This is a genomic window from Thalassoroseus sp. (assembly GCF_984380535.1).
Genome location: NZ_CFHRBF010000033.1, coordinates 1 through 17469, shown reverse-complemented (window position 1 = coordinate 17469; position 17469 = coordinate 1). Strand labels below are relative to the sequence as shown.

General features: G+C 54.0%; 11 protein-coding genes and 1 pseudogene. 11 read left to right on the top strand and 1 reads right to left on the bottom strand.

The window, feature by feature from the left end:
* Window positions 1-114 precede the first annotated feature (114 nt).
* The 7 genes from AC5DDB_RS29130 to AC5DDB_RS29100 all read left to right on the top strand — a co-directional run bounded on the left by AC5DDB_RS29130 (window position 115) and on the right by AC5DDB_RS29100 (window position 12538).
* On the top strand, window positions 115-3168 hold the full coding sequence (locus AC5DDB_RS29130; protein ID WP_491743289.1) for a PSD1 and planctomycete cytochrome C domain-containing protein: 3054 nt from the start codon (window positions 115-117) through the stop codon (window positions 3166-3168).
* Between the two features lie 79 nt (window positions 3169-3247).
* Window positions 3248-4654 (top strand): DUF1501 domain-containing protein, encoded by a 1407-nt coding sequence (locus AC5DDB_RS29125; RefSeq protein WP_491743288.1) that lies wholly within the window; start codon window positions 3248-3250, stop codon window positions 4652-4654.
* Between the two features lie 592 nt (window positions 4655-5246).
* On the top strand, window positions 5247-6425 hold the full coding sequence (gene dgoD / locus AC5DDB_RS29120) for a galactonate dehydratase (protein ID WP_491743287.1): 1179 nt from the start codon (window positions 5247-5249) through the stop codon (window positions 6423-6425).
* A gap of 63 nt (window positions 6426-6488) precedes the next feature.
* On the top strand, window positions 6489-7880 hold the full coding sequence (locus AC5DDB_RS29115) for an alkaline ceramidase (RefSeq protein ID WP_491743286.1): 1392 nt from the start codon (window positions 6489-6491) through the stop codon (window positions 7878-7880).
* The gene (locus AC5DDB_RS29110) at window positions 7864-8781 is read left to right on the top strand and encodes a dihydrodipicolinate synthase family protein (protein WP_491743285.1); all 918 of its coding nucleotides are present in this window, start codon (window positions 7864-7866) and stop codon (window positions 8779-8781) included. The genes AC5DDB_RS29115 and AC5DDB_RS29110 overlap by 17 nt, the downstream gene beginning before the upstream one ends.
* Entirely contained in the window at window positions 8782-10059 is a 1278-nt protein-coding gene (locus AC5DDB_RS29105; protein ID WP_491743284.1) for an MFS transporter, read from the top strand.
* A gap of 232 nt (window positions 10060-10291) precedes the next feature.
* Window positions 10292-12538: a glycoside hydrolase family 5 protein gene (locus AC5DDB_RS29100; RefSeq protein ID WP_491743283.1), complete on the top strand. Its 2247-nt coding sequence runs from the start codon at window positions 10292-10294 to the stop codon at window positions 12536-12538.
* A 155-nt stretch (window positions 12539-12693) separates the two neighbouring features.
* Here AC5DDB_RS29100 and AC5DDB_RS29095 read toward each other — a convergent pair whose 3' ends face one another.
* Window positions 12694-13365, bottom strand: coding sequence for a PIG-L deacetylase family protein (locus AC5DDB_RS29095; protein WP_491743296.1), 672 nt, complete (start codon window positions 13363-13365; stop codon window positions 12694-12696).
* Between the two features lie 62 nt (window positions 13366-13427).
* Here AC5DDB_RS29095 and AC5DDB_RS29090 point away from each other — a divergent pair, with 62 nt between their 5' ends.
* The 4 genes and pseudogenes from AC5DDB_RS29090 to AC5DDB_RS29075 all read left to right on the top strand — a co-directional run bounded on the left by AC5DDB_RS29090 (window position 13428) and on the right by AC5DDB_RS29075 (window position 16781).
* The gene (locus AC5DDB_RS29090; protein ID WP_491743282.1) at window positions 13428-13721 is read left to right on the top strand and encodes a hypothetical protein; all 294 of its coding nucleotides are present in this window, start codon (window positions 13428-13430) and stop codon (window positions 13719-13721) included.
* 166 nt (window positions 13722-13887) lie between these two features.
* Window positions 13888-14184 carry a hypothetical protein gene (locus AC5DDB_RS29085; RefSeq protein ID WP_491743281.1) on the top strand — a complete coding sequence of 99 codons (297 nt, stop codon included), beginning with the start codon at window positions 13888-13890 and terminating at the stop codon, window positions 14182-14184.
* A 285-nt stretch (window positions 14185-14469) separates the two neighbouring features.
* Window positions 14470-15081, top strand: a pseudogene (locus tag AC5DDB_RS29080) (ThiF family adenylyltransferase).
* A gap of 1490 nt (window positions 15082-16571) precedes the next feature.
* Window positions 16572-16781, top strand: coding sequence for a hypothetical protein (locus AC5DDB_RS29075; RefSeq protein ID WP_491743280.1), 210 nt, complete (start codon window positions 16572-16574; stop codon window positions 16779-16781).
* Window positions 16782-17469: the final 688 nt, after the last annotated feature.

Sequence of the window (17469 nt, the reverse complement as noted above, 5' to 3'; positions counted from 1 at the left end):
GTTCACACTAGTCCCTAATTTTCATCACGAGAACTAGAGTATCGCACCGCCAGCAAATGTCGCCAAACAGGGCAACGAGACGATCTAGCGAAGCCAGAAACTGAGATCTCTGCAATGCATTCTTGTTCAATACTGCGAACTGCCAAACTGTTGACGACTGTAGTCGCAGTCACTTTGGTAGTTCAACGCGTTTCCGTTTTCGCGGACGATGCAGTACCAACATCAAGCGATGTTAAGTTCTTCGAGAATGAGATTCGGCCACTGCTGACAAAGCACTGTTTCTCCTGTCATGGCAACGACGGAAAGGCAGAAGGCGAACTACGACTAGACGGCAGAGCCGTTTTGTTGCATGGTGGTGCGAGCGGCCCCGCTGCGGTGCCAGGAAAGCCGAAAGAGAGCCTACTGATAGAAGCCGTTCAGTACCGCAGCTTAGAAATGCCCCCTAACGGAAAGCTGCCCGAACAGGACATCCAAAAACTCGTTGAATGGGTTGAAAGGGGGCTGCCTTGGCCGGCAAACGATGATAATGCCCCGATGGTGAACCGCAAGAACTTTCACGTCACCCCAGAGCAACAAGCCCACTGGGCGTTTCAGCCTGTGAAATTGCAGACGCCAGCCAATGTTGCTGATCCGGCGTGGAACACCACAACAATTGATCGCTTTCTTTTTGCAGCAATGCGGTCAAAAGACCTCACTCCCGTGCCACACGCCGATCGCGAATCGCTCTTACGCCGCGTGACTTACGATCTCACCGGATTGCCGCCAACTCCGACCGAGTTGTCGAACTTCTTAGCCGACGAACGCCCCGAGGCCTGGGAAGCTGTGGTCGATCGGTTACTAGCATCGCCCCGGTATGGAGAGCATTGGGGGCGGCACTGGTTGGATGTCGTCCGATATGCTGACACCGCCGGGAATGCGAGCGACCATCCCGTCCCCGATGCTTACAAATATCGCGACTATGTGATTGAGTCGTTCAATCAAGACAAGCAATACAATGAGTTCATCCAAGAGCAGATCGCGGGGGACTTATTGGCGAAAAGCCAACCAGAAAAGTTCGAGGAATTGACAACAGCGACCACCTACCTCGCGATGGCACGTCGCTTTGGCTACAACGACACCAACTTCCTCTATTTTCACCTCACAATCCATGATCTGATCAGCAATCTCGGCGAGTCCGTTTTAGGCCTGTCAATTGGTTGTGCCCGATGTCACGACCATAAGTTCGAGCCGATCTCTGCGAAAGACTATTACGCCCTTTATGGGATTTTTGAGAGTACAAAGTTCACCTTCCCCGGGGCAGAGGAAGTCAACACCCCGAAGGAACTCATCCCGCTAGTCCCTCCGAAAGTGGTCAAAGAGTACGATGAGAAACGGGCCATAGAACAGGCGAAACTGGATCAGGAACTCAATCAACAGCAGTTTGCATTGTTAACGCTTGAAGGGTCTTTTGAAACTAGTGACAAATTGACTTCACCATGGCGTGCAGACAACGACGTCAAAGTTGTCACGGAAGCCTCAAGTCCATTCACGAATGTATTTCCTAAAGGGAATCATTCGATTGAAATGCCGAACTCACCCGGAAATATAGGCTTCCGAAGACCTATCCCCATGCAAAACCGTGAAAGCACTGACACCACTTTTGTTAACCTTGATTTCCGAAATGTGAATGTCGAATCCGGTGGCGACGGCTACTATCGTATTTGCCTAGACCATGTTCAGAACTATTCCCCCAGCGTTGAACTCTTTATCAATGGCCATGGCGTTTTTGCACGTGATGGCGTCAAGATGAACGAGATTGCCCCCTTGAAACTCGGGGAATGGTACAATCTACAGTTTCGCATCGATTGGCAACAGAAAACGTTTTCAGGAATTGTGTCTAGCGAAAGCAACACATGGCCATTCAAGGAGTTGCCGTTTAATCCACGCTGGGACGGAGTCGCCAACTCCATTGTGATCGATGCTGCATTTACAGATGCGAAAAAAGTGAAGCCGCAACGACAGGTCGATAACCTCGCAGTCCAATCGAGTTCTTTCCTAGCGGCTCATGAACAAATTGACTATGCAATCAAAGACATTCAGGAAGAGGTCCAACGACTGCGGAAGGAGTTTGCTGCCATCGAAGGGCGGAAAGCTGCCCTCGACAAAGAAACGCTCTACCCCACTGCGTACGCTGTAAGGGAAGGCACGCCGTCTGACACGCGGATGCAACTGCGAGGCGAGCCAGACCGACTCGGTGAGGAGGTGCCCCGCGGGTTTCTCACAGTGTTAGGTGGCCAGCAACTTAACGATGACTGCCAAGAGAGCGGTCGTCGACAGCTTTCCCAATGGCTCACTTCGCCCGATAACCCTCTGACCCCGCGTGTGATTGTGAACCGGGTTTGGCAGTACCACTTTGGTCGTGGGATCGTCGCTACTGCGAATGATTTCGGCGTGCGTGGCGAACCGCCGACTCATCCGGAGTTGCTAGACTATCTCGCGATTCGACTCATCCAAAACGGTTGGTCTCTCAAGTCTTTGCATCGGGAAATCTTGCTGAGTCGGGCCTATCAATCATCCAGCGAAATTACTCTCACGGCAATGGAACGTGACCCGGCAAACCGCTGGCTCTCGCATTTCACTCGCCGTCGCCTCACTGCGGAAGAGATCCGCGATTCGATTCTTCAACTCAGCGGAGAACTTCAATTAGGCCCCACCGGACCTCACCCATTCCCCCCTGTGAGCAAGTGGCGATACTCTCAGCACAACCCTTTTGATGCTGTCTACGCGTCGAAACGGCGGTCTGTCTATCTGATGACTCAGCGAATCAAACGACACCCGTTCCTCGGTCTGTTCGATGGAGCGGATCCGAATTCGAGCACTGCACGACGTGATTCAACCACAACACCGTTGCAGGCCCTTTTTCTCATGAATGATAGATTCACGCATGAGCAATCACAGACAATCGCGGACCGGTTCCTGCGGGAGTATCATACAGACTCTCAGCGATTGCATGCCTTGCATGAATCGGTTTGGTCGAGAACACCAACCGCAGTCCAGGTTGAATCGGCTGAGAAATTCCTAAGTGCTTATGCCGCGAAGTTGCCAAACTCTGCAACTCGTGAGATGCAGAGTCTAGCAGCTTATACTCGTGTCTTGCTGAGCAGCAATGCCTTTCTATACATCGATTGAACAAGTCCCGAAGGGGACTTTCACTCAGTGCTTTGAATTCCGCTGAGACTTCAACAGTGAGTATTGAAGAATGCCAGACATGAACCAACCGATCTCCAGGCGTGAGTTGCTAAATCGGGCCGCTGGTGGATTTGGTGCGCTTGCCTTGAGAGGTATGCTCGCGGAGTTGGAAGCAAGTGAAGCGCGGCCGATGTCGACGAATCCGCTTGCTCCGAAACCGTCCCATTTTCCGGCAAAAGCTAAGAACGTGATTTTTCTGTTCATGGGTGGTGGTGTCTCGCATGTCGACTCATTCGATCCGAAGCCGAAGCTCGTCGAAGATCACAATAAGTCGCTGACGGTTCATAACTATCGAGGATCAATCGGCGAGTTCAAACAGTACCTCAAACGTCCGCAGTGGGAGTTTCGTCCGCGAGGGGAATCGGGAATCGAGATTAGTGATTTGTTCCCGTATGTCGGGGAAGTGGCCGATGATCTATGTGTGATTCGCTCACTCACAACCGACCATATCGCGCACTATGAAGCAACACTCGGAATGCACACAGGGTCCTTCAGTTTTGCAAGACCTAGTATGGGGTCTTGGATTAGTTATGGACTTGGTACAGAGAATCGAAACCTACCTTCGTTCGTCGTGGTCACAGGGGCCACGCCCTATGCGCGAGGACAGAATTGGAACAACGATTTCCTACCGGGATTCCATCAAGGCACCCAAGTGTTTCCCGGCAAGACGCCGATTCCGAATGTCAAGCGGCGGGTTGCGTCATCGGAACTCCAATCGGCGGAACTCGAACTATTGCAGCAGATCAATCAACAGCACTTGGAAACACGCGTTTTGGACGATCAGCTTGATGCTCGTATTCGGTCCTTTGAAACGGCATTTGGAATGCAGCAGGCGGCTCCGGAAGTCCTTGATTTTTCGAAAGAGACGCAAGCAACATTAGACTTATATGGTCTGCAACCGGGACAGAACACGGGATTTGGTTGGCAATGTCTAGTCGCTCGTCGGATGGTTGAGCGGGGAGTTCGGTTTGTGGAGTGTATTGATGTGGGTTCGAGCAACAATTGGGATTCCCATGGTAACATGCTCGATCACGCTCGACTTGCAAAGAACGTTGACCAACCGATCGCCGGGCTCATCAAAGATCTGAAATTGCGTGGGTTACTTGATGAAACGCTTGTTGTCTGGACGACCGAATTCGGACGAACCCCGTATATGGCGGCTAAAAATGCCGGTGGTCGCGACCATCATCCGATGGTGTTCTCAAGTTGGATGGCAGGTGGCGGGATTAAAGGTGGAATCACGCATGGGGCTTCTGATGAACATGGAATTGCGGTCGCGGACAAGCGTGTTCACGTCCACGATTTCCACGCCACCATTCTGCACCTGCTAGGAATAGATCACACCCGCCTAACGTATCGACATGCGGGGCGTGATTATCGGCTCACGGATGTCTTTGGCAACGTGGTGGAAGAGATCCTTGCATGAGTTCTGCCAACACGCGGAGCAAATCGCTCGTCTCGCTCGTCTCGTTAGGTTTCAACAATCGAAAACCGTTGAAGATCACAAGTAGCAAAGTTCCCGCGTCGGCTGTAATCGCTGCCTATAGAGAGGTGTAGCCGGTGAATGTCAAAAGCACGAAGACAGCTTAGACGACGAAGGAAAACCTGATGTTCTGATGTGAACAACGGCCTAATAGTGGCGCTTCGGCAAACTTGGCGAAGCTTGGTGTAGAATGTGGTCGTGATGGAGTTGCGACCACGTACCTCAGGAGCTTGCGTACGTTGTAGCTCTTTCCGTTGGTCGCCAGATAACGCGACCCAAGGTTGCCGAGTCTGAGACGGATGAAATTCGCATCCCGCAGAGGGTCTGGCAAGATCGCATTGAATCGTTCGCTGGGCCGGCGATTCGTCGGTTTCCCGATTCCGGCAACGCGTTTTTCAAAGTCTACAATTGTCTGTCTTTGATGCGAGCGGCTTGCCTTTGAAGCAGAACTGAGTACGTTGTTACCGGATACCAGCGCGTTTGGCACCGCCCACTGCCAGCAATTTGACCGCAGGCGGGCACAAGACGAGACTTCATGAAAATCACGGCGATTGAAACATTCGTGTGTCATGCTCGGATGCGGAATTGGATTTTTGTCAAGGTTCTCACCGATCAGCCCGGGTTGTTCGGCTGGGGAGAAGCGACACTCGAATGGCACACCCGCGGCGTGGCGGCCACGATCGACGATCTCGCTCAACTTGTGGTCGGGGAAGACCCCACGCGGGTCGAGCATCTTTGGCAGATGATGTGGCGACAACATTTCTGGCATGGGCACGGCGTGACCCGCTCGACCGCAATCGCCGGAATCGATCTCGCGCTTTGGGATATCGTCGGCAAGGTTCATGGCGTACCGTGTCATCAACTCTGGGGCGGGCCGGTTCGGGATTTCATCCGACTGTATTGCCATCTCGGTGGCGGGAATCTCGAAAGTTTTTACGAAACCCCGGTCGACAATGCGAAGCAATTTGCCGCGTTGGCGGAGCAGGCCGTCGCGGAAGGTTTTACAGCCTTCAAGTCGATGGCGGTTCCGCCCACGATGCCGATTGAAGGCTTGCGACCCATCTCGTCGGCCGAGGCGTGTGTCGCGGCGATGCGAGACGCAGTTGGCGATGACATCGACATCATGGTGGACTGCCATGCCCGTCCGTCTCCGGCGATGGGTCTGCAATTTGCGAAAGCTTTGGAACCCTACGGCCTCTATTTTTTCGAGGAACCGTGCTGGCCTGAGAACGTGCAGAGTCTCGCGACGATCAACGCTGCTGTTGCAACACCCATTGCGACCGGCGAACGGTTGACCCATCTGGCGGCCTTTCGGGATCTGTTCGCTGTCCGAGGCTGCGAGGTCTGCCAGCTTGACCTCACACATTGCGGCGGATTTTCGGAAGCCCGCCGCATCGCGGCACTTGCAGATGCCTATCGCATCGCCCTTGCTCCGCACAACCCGCAGGGACCGGTCAGCACGGCGGCTTCGATCGAGTTCGGATTCTCACAACCGAGTTACATCATTTGCGAGTCGGTTCACAACGACGTCCCTTGGCGAGCGGACATCGTGGAAGAAGGGTTCACATTGGACCGATCCACGCAAACAGTCACGCCAAATACCAAGCCGGGACTTGGCGTCACGATTAACGAGGACGAAATCAAGAAACACCCGTTTCAACAAGAGATCCCACAACGTGTATTCTACCGGGATGGTGCGGTCGGCGATTGGTAGTTCCCCAATCGAACCGAAAACCGTACTCATGCAATTTTGAATCTGCGAACGAACTCACTTTCTATGCCCCCCAATGCAACAGCTGCTTTTTCGCATCCATCCTATCGCGGTTATATCGGTGTCGCTCGTGCGGACATTACACCTCCAGTCGGCATTTATGCCCGCAACTGGGGTGCCGCCAAAGACGACACGGCTACGACGATTCATCGCTCGTTAACTCTGACCGCTCTGACGCTAGCCGCAAACACGCACGGCGAACCGTTGGTGCTGCTCGATGCGGATTTGGGATGGTGGAAAACTCCGCAAACATTCCAAACGTTTTTTGACCGACTTTTGGAAGCACTGGACCTTGAGCCGGCTCAATTGCTGTTCGCGCTCAGCCACACCCACGCGGGCCCACCCTTGATGGAACCGGAAGAGTCACTCCCGGGAAGCGGCTTATTGAAAGAGTGGATGGAACAACTTTTTGCATCGAGCGTGCAGGTCGTTCGGGAGGCGTTGCGAACGGCGTTCGAAGGGACGCTGGACTGGCAAACCGGCCGGTGCGGATTGGCAACAATGCGAGATTTTCCGGAGCCGAATTCGGATTCTGGTCGCATCGTATGCGGGTTCAATCCCGAAGGTGAAGCCGACGATACATTGCTCGTCGGACGCATCACCGATTCGAACTCTCAGTTGCGGGCCACGCTCACGAATTATGCGTGTCATCCGACAACACTTGCTTGGGACAATACGGCCATTTCGCCAGACTACGTCGGTGCGATGCGCGACACGATGCAACAAGCAACACAAGTGCCCGCGTTGTTCCTGTTGGGGGCGTGCGGGGAGTTGGCACCCCGATTTCAGTATGTGGGTGACACGGAGGTTGCCGATCGGCACGGCCGTCAACTCGCATTCGCGGCCTTGGCAACTTTGGAAAACATGGAACCGCCCGGAACGGAACTCGCGTATGTCGGGACGGTCGAATCTGGTGCCCCGCTCGCCGTCTGGCAGCTTACGAAACGATCCGTTTCAAATGATCTAAAAGCATTGGTCGCCGAAGCCGAGTTGCCGCTCAAGGATTGGCCGTCTGCCGACGAACTCGAACAACAACGCACGGCCTGCAAAGATCGAGCCTTGGAAGAACGACTCCGCCGCAAACGTGATATTCGTCGTGGTATCGGCGACGGTTCAACGTTTCCTTTGCCCATTTATGCCTGGCGAATTGGCGACGCGATTATCGTGGGGTGTTGTGGTGAGGCGTATTCGTGTTTGCAGCAAGAGCTACGGTCGCGGTTTCCGGAACACACGATCATCTGCATGAACCTGCTCAATGGTTCAATCGGCTATTTACCGCCGGCGGACTTGTACGACGTCGATGTCTACCCGGTTTGGCAAACGCCGTTTGATCGGGGTAGCCTCGAACTCACCCTCGAAACCATGACGCGGGCGATTCAAGATGTCCTCGAAAATTGAGAATTCTCTCCAAGGGGTGTTGCCTGTTTTGCAAACTCCGTTCAACGCTCAAGCCGCGATTGACCGTAGCGTGTTGGCTCGCGAAATCGATTGGGCGTTCGAAGTCGGTGCGGATGGTGTTGTCGTTGCGATGGTCAGTGAGATACTTCGACTCTCGCACGCCGAGCGAATTGAACTCGTCGAGCTTGTGTGTGAACTTGCGGGTAGGCGTGGTTTTGTTGTGATCAGCGTCGGTGCGGAAAGTACATCGTCCGCGGTGGATTTCGCCCGACACGCGGAAACGTGTGGTACGACGGCGGTCATGGCGATCCCGCCGATCGCAACATCCCTCGGAAGTGAGGCGACATACGATTACTTTGTGGCGATCGCCGATTCGATTTCAGTTCCGCTCGTGGTTCAGGATGCGTCGAGTTACGTCGGGGCCGCGATTGACTTGAGTGTTTACACGAAGTTGCTCGATCAGTTTGGTTCCGAGCGAATTCTCTTCAAGCCGGAAGCGAGTCCGCTTGGGCCGAATCTTTCGAAACTCCGTGACGCCACCGCCGGGCAAGCCCGAATCTTTGAAGGGTCTGGTGGAATCAATTTGGTCGATTGCTATCGTCGAGGCATCGTTGGCACGATGCCGGGAACGGATTTGCTTGATGGCATTGTTGCACTTTGGCGGGCACTCGAAGCCGGTGACGAAAACCGAATCTACGAACTCGCCCTACCGATTTCCGCAATCGTAGCTCTGCAACTTCAAGCCGGCTTGGACGGGTTCTTGGCTATCGAAAAATACCTGCTCAACAAACGCGGCTTGTTCCCGAATACGGCACAGAAACAACCCGTGGGCTGGCAGTTAGATTCGGAAACGCAAGCCGAAGTTGATCACCTGTTCGAACGACTCCAGGCGGTGATCTAAGTGGAGCAACGTCCGACTCGAATCCGATATCGTGTCCTCGCATGGCTGACTTTTGCGGCGGCGCTCGCGTACCTGTGTCGGAATGTTGTCGGCGTTGTTGAGAGTTCGATTCGCAGCGATCTCGGATTGACGTTGCAGCAGTCCGGTTGGTTCATGGGGGCGTTCTTCTGGACGTATGCCGTCTTTCAAGTGCCAGCCGGTTGGTTCGCGGAACGCACCGGGACTCGTGTGGCGATCAGCGTTTTTGTGATTGGTTCATCGTTGGCGATGGTCGGGATGAGCGTGGCGGAAAGTTTCTGGCTCCTGATTATCGCTCAACTCGTCATGGGTGTGGCCCAGGCCGGTTTGTTCCCGGCATCTTGCCAAGCGATTGGCCATTGGATGCCGTTGGCACAGCGATCATTCGCCTGTGGCATACTTGCCGCCGGCATGCAACTTGGTGCGATTCTTGCCAGTTGGTTAAGCGGTCGCATGTTGCTTTCGATGACTTGGCGTTGGGTGTTCGTCTTGTTTGCGGTACCGGGCATCCTGTGGACGATTACTTTCCTGCGTCGCTATCGAAACTATCCCGACGAAACGCCGGCCGTCAACGAATGGGAACTCCAACTGATTCGGGCGAAGCAACAACGTCAAGAATCCGAAGTGGCGACCGACGAACTCCAAGTACTCGGGAAGATTTCTCACAATGCAGTGATGTGGTGGTTGTGCGGTCAGCAGATTTGCCGGGCGGCTGGATACATGTTCTTCGCGAGCTGGTTCCCCACTTTTCTCCAAAAAACACGCGGTGCCTCTGTGGAGGAGTCGGGTTACTTGCAAGGCGTCGTCTTGGCAGGAACGCTATTGGGCAGTGTGTTCGGTGGAATGATTATCGATTGGATTTGGCGCCGGACCGGCAGTCTTCGATTGAGTCGAAGTGGTGTGGGAGCCGCTGCGTTGGGAGCCTGTGGTTTGTTGATCCTCGCCGCCTGGTTCATCCGCGATGTGAACACGGCGGTGGGGTTGCTCGCCGCAGGGGCTGTGTTCGCCGCAATCGCGGGACCATGTGCGTTCGCAACAACAATTGATATCGGTGGCGAACGCGTGCCTCAAGTATTCGGCATCATGAACATGACCGGCAACTTAGCGGCCGCCGCGTGCCCGGTCGGGGTTGCGATGCTATTCGAGTGGACCGAGAACTGGAATTTGGTTTTGGTGATGTTCGCGGGAGTGTATCTTGCCGGCGCAATTTGTTGGCTGTTTGCAAATCCGGAAAAGCGAATCGGCTCCGCCACAAACTGATGAATCATTAGACACGTCTGATCGGGCTTGTCACTACGTCACCGACCCGCAGGCCACCTTGATGGATCGGCGAGTGTCTTACCATCACCCCTTTGCATTCGTCCAAAGGCTGAATTTGTCAGCCGAAAGCGTGGAACCATTGCGGAGTTCCATGTCAAATCCGTATGAATTATTCTCGCCAAATGACACGTTTCACAATGAACTTCATGCCTAGCCTGATCAAGAATTGAATATGACACTTCGCTCACTGTCCAGAGTACTGTTGACGGGTCTGCTGTTGATGTTTCTCGTTAACGGGTTGTCATCGAGTGCATTTGCCCGAACCGATGACACCAAGGAACTGAAGCCCAACGGTAATTTTGAAGACGACAACGACAGCGACAACTGGCCGGACGGTTGGGCAAGTGTGAATCCAGGTGGTGAGTGGGTTGCAGAAGACGGCAATCATTTTCTGCGGCTGACCAGCACATCACCTGGTGCAATGGTGATGCTCTATCAGGAGATTCCCATTCCAGCCGGTGTCGAGGCGATTCAGTTGTCTTTTCGGCAGCGGATCACTGGGCTGAAAGTCGGAAAGAATCCTTGGTTCGACGCGCGGATTCTCATGGAGTTTCTGGATCGCGATCGTCAGAAAGTCGCTCCGACACCTTCCGCACCGGCATCGCGTCGCGATACCGACGGCTGGGTCACAAAAGAAATGAGTTTCCTAGTGCCGGATGACGCAGCGACTCTCAAGTTGATGCCTTGTCTATTTCAGGTCGCGGCGGGCACGTTCGATCTCGATGACGTCGTGTTACGTTCGGTCGACGCAGGTCCGATTCGAAATGTGGCCGAGAAGGCAGCCGCGGAACGGTTGGCGAAGCAACAAGCCGACGCCCGTAAACGCCGCGACAAAGCCGCCGCTATTTTGAAGCAACACGGCTCACTTATCACGAACGGAGATTTCGAAACGGACATCAAGAAACAGGACGGATGGCCGGATGACTGGGGGCAGCTCAAGATTGGTGGCAGTTGGGAGTCCGAAGGGAATAACCACTTTCTGCGTTTAACCTCGCCGAAGCCTGGAACCACGGTCATGGCTTACCGCACGTTCGACATTCCGTCAGGTACAAAGGCTTTGGAACTACGCTGGCGGCAACGAGTGACTGGCCTGAAGAAAGGGACTTCACCGTGGTTCGACGCGCGGATCATGTTGGAAATGAAGGGCATCGATGGGAAGAAAGTCGGTAGCCCCTCACCTCCGTACGCGCAGAAAGATACCGACGGCTGGGTCGATCGCAGCACGCAGTTTCTCGTACCGGACGACGCGCTGACCCTGGTCTTGATGCCGAGCTTGTTTCAGGTCACGGCAGGGACCTTCGATCTCGACGACCTCACACTTCGGCCGACAGACCCTGCTCCGTTGATCGCCGCTGCGAAAAAACGCGCGGCGGAAATCAAGGCTCGTCATGTGCCGCCGGAAGAACCGAACCGCGTCCAATGGCCGAGTGAACTCCGCGTGGTCGGCAACCGGCTGCACGATCGCGATGGGAAAGAAATCTGGTTGCAAGGTGTCAATGCCGGAGGTCTCGAAACGCTGCCACACGATCGGCAGGTCATCAAGTCAGTCGTTGTCGCGATCGACGAGTGGAAGGCGAACTGCGTACGCGTTCCAATGAACGAAGCGTTCTGGTATGGCGAAAGTGCTTATCAGAAAGACGGCGGAAAGGAGTATCGGGAGATCCTCGACCAGATCATCACACTCGCTGCCAACCGGGGGGCGTATGTGGTCATCGACCTGCACCGCTTCCGAGCCCCCAAGACGGAGCACGCGGAATTTTGGAAGGATTTTGCAAAGCAATACAAAGACCACCCCGCCGTCTTGTTCGACATCTTCAACGAACCTCACGGAGTTTCGTGGGAAGTGTGGCGAAACGGCGGTTGGATCAGTACCAGCAAAGAGACGGACGAATCCGCATTCCTGAGTGACGAAGAGAAGAAAAAGAATAGTGGTTACCAGTCAATCGGCATGCAAGGGTTAGTCGATGCGGTCCGCGAGACCGGCGCTCGAAACATCATCATCGCCGGCGGTGTTTTCTGGTGTAATGATCTGTCCGGCATCACAGAGGGTTACGCGCTCGAAGATCGAGTCGGAAACGGAATCATGTATTCGTGGCACACCTATAACTGGCACAACGGCTGGGAAGAGAAAGTTTTGGCGACCGCTGCGAAGCATCCCATATTCGTTGGCGAATGCGGTGCCGACATCAAAAAGATGAGTTTCATTCCAGCCGAAGACCAGGAAGATCCTTACACTTGGGTTCCGGACATGCTTGGCTTCATTCAGAAGCATCGGTTGAATTGGACCGGATGGTGTCTACATCCCAAGGCTTCCCCCGTGATGATCTCCGACTGGAGCTACACGCCAACTCCATACTGGGGAGTCTTCGCCAAGCAGGCTCTCGCAGGGAAGAAATTCCCATTGAACAAGACAAGATAAAGAAGACGATTTCCGTCGTTTGTACCTAGACATCAATGGTTCTTATTAGCAACAGGCTGACTTGGCTGCGAGTGCGTTTTGTCAGAGTGATTTGGGTGCTTCATTTCTGGGCAACGAAGTGGGCGTCAGAAATCTCAGCCTTTCACTCTCCTCTTTCATTGCGTATTCGACGTGTTTTCTGGCTTGGCGGTGGGTTCCGGTTCATCGAAGAATGGAAACAGCTTTTTGATTTCAGCCGTGCTTGGTTGGTGGCCGTACTCGCAGATCTCGAACGCCTCAGCGTACTTCACCGCTTTGCCCTGTTCTTCGCCGTACCAGTGAATCAACGTATCGCGATAGTTTCTCGCTTCTCCTCCCGCCCGGTTGTGCCACACCTCTCGGACTTTGGCCAACCGCAATTCCTGGTGACGTGCTGGAGGTGCCTGGGCAGCTTTCTCGGCGTTGCCAAGCGCTCCGCCCTCGAACACTTGTGATTCCAGTTCGGCAATCGCTTCAACCTTAGTTTCGAAGACATCGTCAATCGAGACAGCAATATCGGCCTTGAACGGATAAGGCTTTCGGAACCGGTCGCTAGCATACAGGAAGACAGGGTTCTTCTTGAGAGCGGGAACATCGGGACAAAAGAATGGGACCGCCACCATGAACGCAGCGTCCTGCACAAGCACGCCGACGTAGCGATGGTCGGGATGATAATCCCACGGACGATGAGCAATGACAACGTCCGCTTTCCACTCGCGGATCAGTCGTGTGATCGTGCGGCGGTTCTCTAATGTCGGCATCAACTCGCCATCATGAATGTCTAGCACCTGCGATGTGGTGCCGAGAATTTTCGATGCTTTGCGAACTTCTTCCGTTCGCCGTTTCGCCAGGCGCCCCCTGAAATAGCCCAGTGCCCGATGTCACCAGCGATGTGTTCTTTGTGGGCACGTGTAACAACATTAGCAAACTGCCGCCGGAGCTAACACGAGCCGAACGGTTTGACGGCGTGTTCTATATCGACCTGCCAAGCCAGTCACAACGCCAAGCGATTTGGGAGATTTACTTGGAACAGTTCGGCGTTAATCGTGATCAACTCAAACTCAACGATCATGATTGGACGGGCGCGGAGATCCGCAGTTGTTGCCGCTTGGCAACGCTGTTGGGTGTGCCGCCGATCTCTCGCCCGTCAATGGTCCCATCCTAGGACCATTCCCCGCCCGCAGTCAGGCTCTCGATGCCGAACGCGAGTGGCTCGAACTCCGCTGGCTAACTTCGAACTGAAGCTATCAGACCAGCTTACAATCACTGACTTTCCAAAAGGATCACCGCCGACGTTCAGTCGTTTACAAACGATTTCTCGCCGACTGAAAATGCTGTTTGTTATTGATTCCGCGCTCGACCGCAAGGCAGAATTTCTGGCCCGACACGCCGAATGCAAAGCTGGCCTGATGCGGCGTGCCCTGGAATACGATGAACAGGGCTTCCCCGAGATCGCCGAGGAACTGCGTTGCCAGACAGCCGAGTTCTCAATCGAACCACAACTCGGGCGAGTCAGTTCGGCGAGGGTCTGGCCAATCGCAGTGATCGAGTACATCGAACGATTGCTCCGCCTTGAAACTAAAGCCTACAACCGTGGTTGGTTCGCAGCCAACTCCAATCCGCGTTGACTGATCTCCAGCAACGACTAGCACAGCTGCGAAGCCAAGTTGACTTGCAGCCGCCTTCGACTAGCTTACTTCGTGACCCAATTGCAGACGTCAACGCGTTGCAAAGTAAGTTTGAGAAAGTTGAAGTCAATCTCTCGAGATCGACACTAGCCGTTACTACCAGTCCAATAGCGCTCGAAGATGTTTTCCTCGGTCCGTTCCGAATCGATCTCAGCTTTCCAACTGAGGAATCATCGTCAAGCTATACATTGACTGCTCTCGAACCCCATCCGGCGGCGTCCGACCATGCGATCACGCATCCACACATTCAGGATGACCGTGATCGGTGTTGGTGCCGTCGGGCGGCAAGTTGCTTTGCAGTTGGCGGCCATGGGTGTCAGTCGATTCCAGCTGTTTGACTTCGATATCGTCGAACCGACTAACATCAACTTTCAAGGCTACACTTAAAGCGATCTAGGCCAGTTGGAGGTCGACGCGACCAAGAAAGCGATTCACTTGCTTGATCGCGAGATCGAAGTCTTGACCGTACCGCACAGGTTTCGGTCGCAGGATCCGGTCGCCGAAGTGGTGTTTTGCTGCGTGGATTCGATCACTGCCCGCACAGCGATCTGGCGGATTCTTAAGAGCCGTTGCCAGTTCTGGTGCGACGGCCGAATGCTAGCCGAGACCGTAAGAGTGTTGACTGCCGCCGACCACAGCGAGCGGCCATATTACAGCTCTACGCTGTTCTCGGCACGACAAGCCAACATCGGTCGCTGTACGGCACGGAGCACAATCTACACTGCCAACATCTGTGCCGGTCTGATGCTGCAACAGTTCACGCGGTTTCTGCGGGGCCAGCCCCTTGATCGCGACTTGTCACTGAATCTCCCCGGCAGCGAACTGGTGAGCTTGTGATTTTTTTCAATTCAATTCTGACTCCGTTGGGAGACCGTTTTGCGCGCTATTGATCCTCAGGCGACGATCCGCTATCTGGCTTGGTTCGGTTTCGTCTGCCTGATTGCCAGCCGATTCATCGGACTGCTTCGAGTGGCGGTCATCTGGTTGCTCACCGTAGTCATCCTATGGGGGATCGGTCCGTCCAAACCACCGCATCCACGAACCCGCTCCAAGCATCAATCGAAACGTTGCCGCCGCCGACATCGATTTGTTGAAGTCGCTACGTCTCTCAGGCCCGGCCCCGAGGGGTCGGGTCTGGGTGTTTCTATTTATCTATTGGAGATCACGCCTCCTCCAGCAAACAGGATCAGTTGGTAGCCGGTCCCTCCCATTTTCTCAAGTTTTAAAACAACTCTGCAACTGGCAGCTTGAGAGCTTCAGGCCAGGCGACGGACTAAACCGGACAGCATTCTTGTCGATTCCTCAATACGCGATGCAAAACCATCGAGTTTTGTGGCATCATAGTCGGAGGGCGCCGCCCAATTTTGTCGCTGTTTTTCGGATGGAAACGACATTGAAGTTCGCAGTCATGACATTTCGGATGAAAATCGGTTGCACGCCGCACCTTGGTACTGGGCAGCACGGTGGCATCACAGTCATCAACCGGTTGTTCATCAAAGCAATTCGCTATCCCGCAAAAAAAAAACGGAGTTGCTCGATGCAAGATGCCCGCATGATGTGGCAAACTGAATCAAAAATTGTGAGCAGGCAAGTTCACCGACAAGCCCCGTCTACTAAAGTTGATTGATGTGTGGACACATCGGCGGTCCATCGGTCGCAGTTCCGGTTCACACGAAACTGTCGTTCATACCGCACGATTATCGTGACTCGTACGCCGGAAATCCAAACGCCCAACGCAATCCGGGACGCGCGGCTTGCTCGAAGAAGGGAAGATGTTTGAAGAAGGACCACAAGTGTTGCATTTCGCTTCGGGTCTTGGCTGCTTCTCCCAATCGCGTAAGACAGAACATGCTGATGTCGAACGGGCCTCTGGGACTGACAGGGCGCTCATTCCTTCATGGCTCGAGTCGTTCCTGTAACGCGGCAGAACCGAATCGTTGACTTCGACGGCGTGCGAACAAGATCGAGTAATCGCCGGACTCGACGATATCAAGTTGTCCAACCTACAAGAATTCTTCTCATTCTATTGTCTTCACATTCTCGCCCAGAACCACGGGGCTCCTTTCCAGTAAAACGGTAGTTAGAAACCATTTTGACTATGCAAGAGCTTTTCAGGATCGTGCCGTCGACAAACACGATGTCGAATTGCCTGCCCGATTGCCGATGGCCCGGTTTGCGGTTCGTCTTGGCAAATGAAGCCCGCGACTGTCTGCTCGCGGATAGCTATCTCGCTCGCCTTGAGCAACGCATCACCAAACAGGTGAAACTAACTCCGAAGGAAAAGAACCGTCGTGCGAAGTTCGCAGCAAAGCTCGGATCGGCTCTCAATGAACTGGCGACGATTACACATCACGGAACATCTGGCCGACCAAATCACAGAGAAACCGGAAACCAAAGTGGTGGATCCGACATTGCGAATGTCGTTGCAAAAATCCGAATTGCGGGGTCTGGCTGCGACGGGATTTTTGCCGGCCGAGATGACCGGTCCAAGCGACCCGCGTGACCGCCATTGCCAAGTGATACCCGAAGACGGCTGAAAATGTCCGCAAAGCCACTTCTTCGTCGGCTGTGGCGCGTTCTACAGGATTTTTGGTCGAGAATCGGCGGCTGTACGCGGCTTTATGGCTTTTAGTGACCACTTGAATACTGGACAACATCGTTCCGATATGAACAGCTCTAAATTCGCTGTTCAGACGGGTGTTTTGAGCCCAACGACGGAGCGTATCGAGGAGGTGTTTTTGCCCTTGCTTGGAGACACTATCGTTATCGTTTTTCCTCTCATTGCGATAGGCAATTCTGGCCGAATATGTGCGATTGCCACTAAACATCTTCCGGATCGGCGAGATGAAGGACTCAATCCATGAGATCTTTGGCAAATCGAGCGCGAAACGGAATGTTTTAGCCGATGAAATGACACCAAATGTCCGTACGTCTTCAAGCATATTAAAGCCCGTCACGGAGCACGCACGAAGCGGTTTTTGGCAACGCTCCAGACGAAGTTGCTGCCGAACTTCTGAGTCGAAAACTTTTGTTCAACGAGTGAACTGGGATGGCTTCCATAACCGCACAGTCGAACACAATGGTCTCGTTAATCGTGCCCGCTTCGGCATTCGATCTCGCTCGCTCGCTCGAACAACGGGTCAAGCTTGCTTGAGCAGCTAACACTAGAACGATTCACGGTTTTCTGTAGCGTTTTTCGACTCGTGTTGTCATCCTGAGACTGGT

What these genes read in the sequence shown, in the direction of transcription:
- AC5DDB_RS29075 (WP_491743280.1), top strand. Translation starts at nt 16,572, where the DNA reads ATGAACTGGCGACGATTACACATCACGGAACATCTGGCCGACCAAATC.
- AC5DDB_RS29125 (WP_491743288.1), top strand. Translation starts at nt 3,248, where the DNA reads ATGAACCAACCGATCTCCAGGCGTGAGTTGCTAAATCGGGCCGCTGGT.
- AC5DDB_RS29130 (WP_491743289.1), top strand. Translation starts at nt 115, where the DNA reads ATGCATTCTTGTTCAATACTGCGAACTGCCAAACTGTTGACGACTGTA.
- AC5DDB_RS29115 (WP_491743286.1), top strand. Translation starts at nt 6,489, where the DNA reads ATGCCCCCCAATGCAACAGCTGCTTTTTCGCATCCATCCTATCGCGGT.
- dgoD (WP_491743287.1), top strand. Translation starts at nt 5,247, where the DNA reads ATGAAAATCACGGCGATTGAAACATTCGTGTGTCATGCTCGGATGCGG.
- AC5DDB_RS29110 (WP_491743285.1), top strand. Translation starts at nt 7,864, where the DNA reads ATGTCCTCGAAAATTGAGAATTCTCTCCAAGGGGTGTTGCCTGTTTTG.
- AC5DDB_RS29085 (WP_491743281.1), top strand. Translation starts at nt 13,888, where the DNA reads ATGCTGTTTGTTATTGATTCCGCGCTCGACCGCAAGGCAGAATTTCTG.
- AC5DDB_RS29100 (WP_491743283.1), top strand. Translation starts at nt 10,292, where the DNA reads ATGACACTTCGCTCACTGTCCAGAGTACTGTTGACGGGTCTGCTGTTG.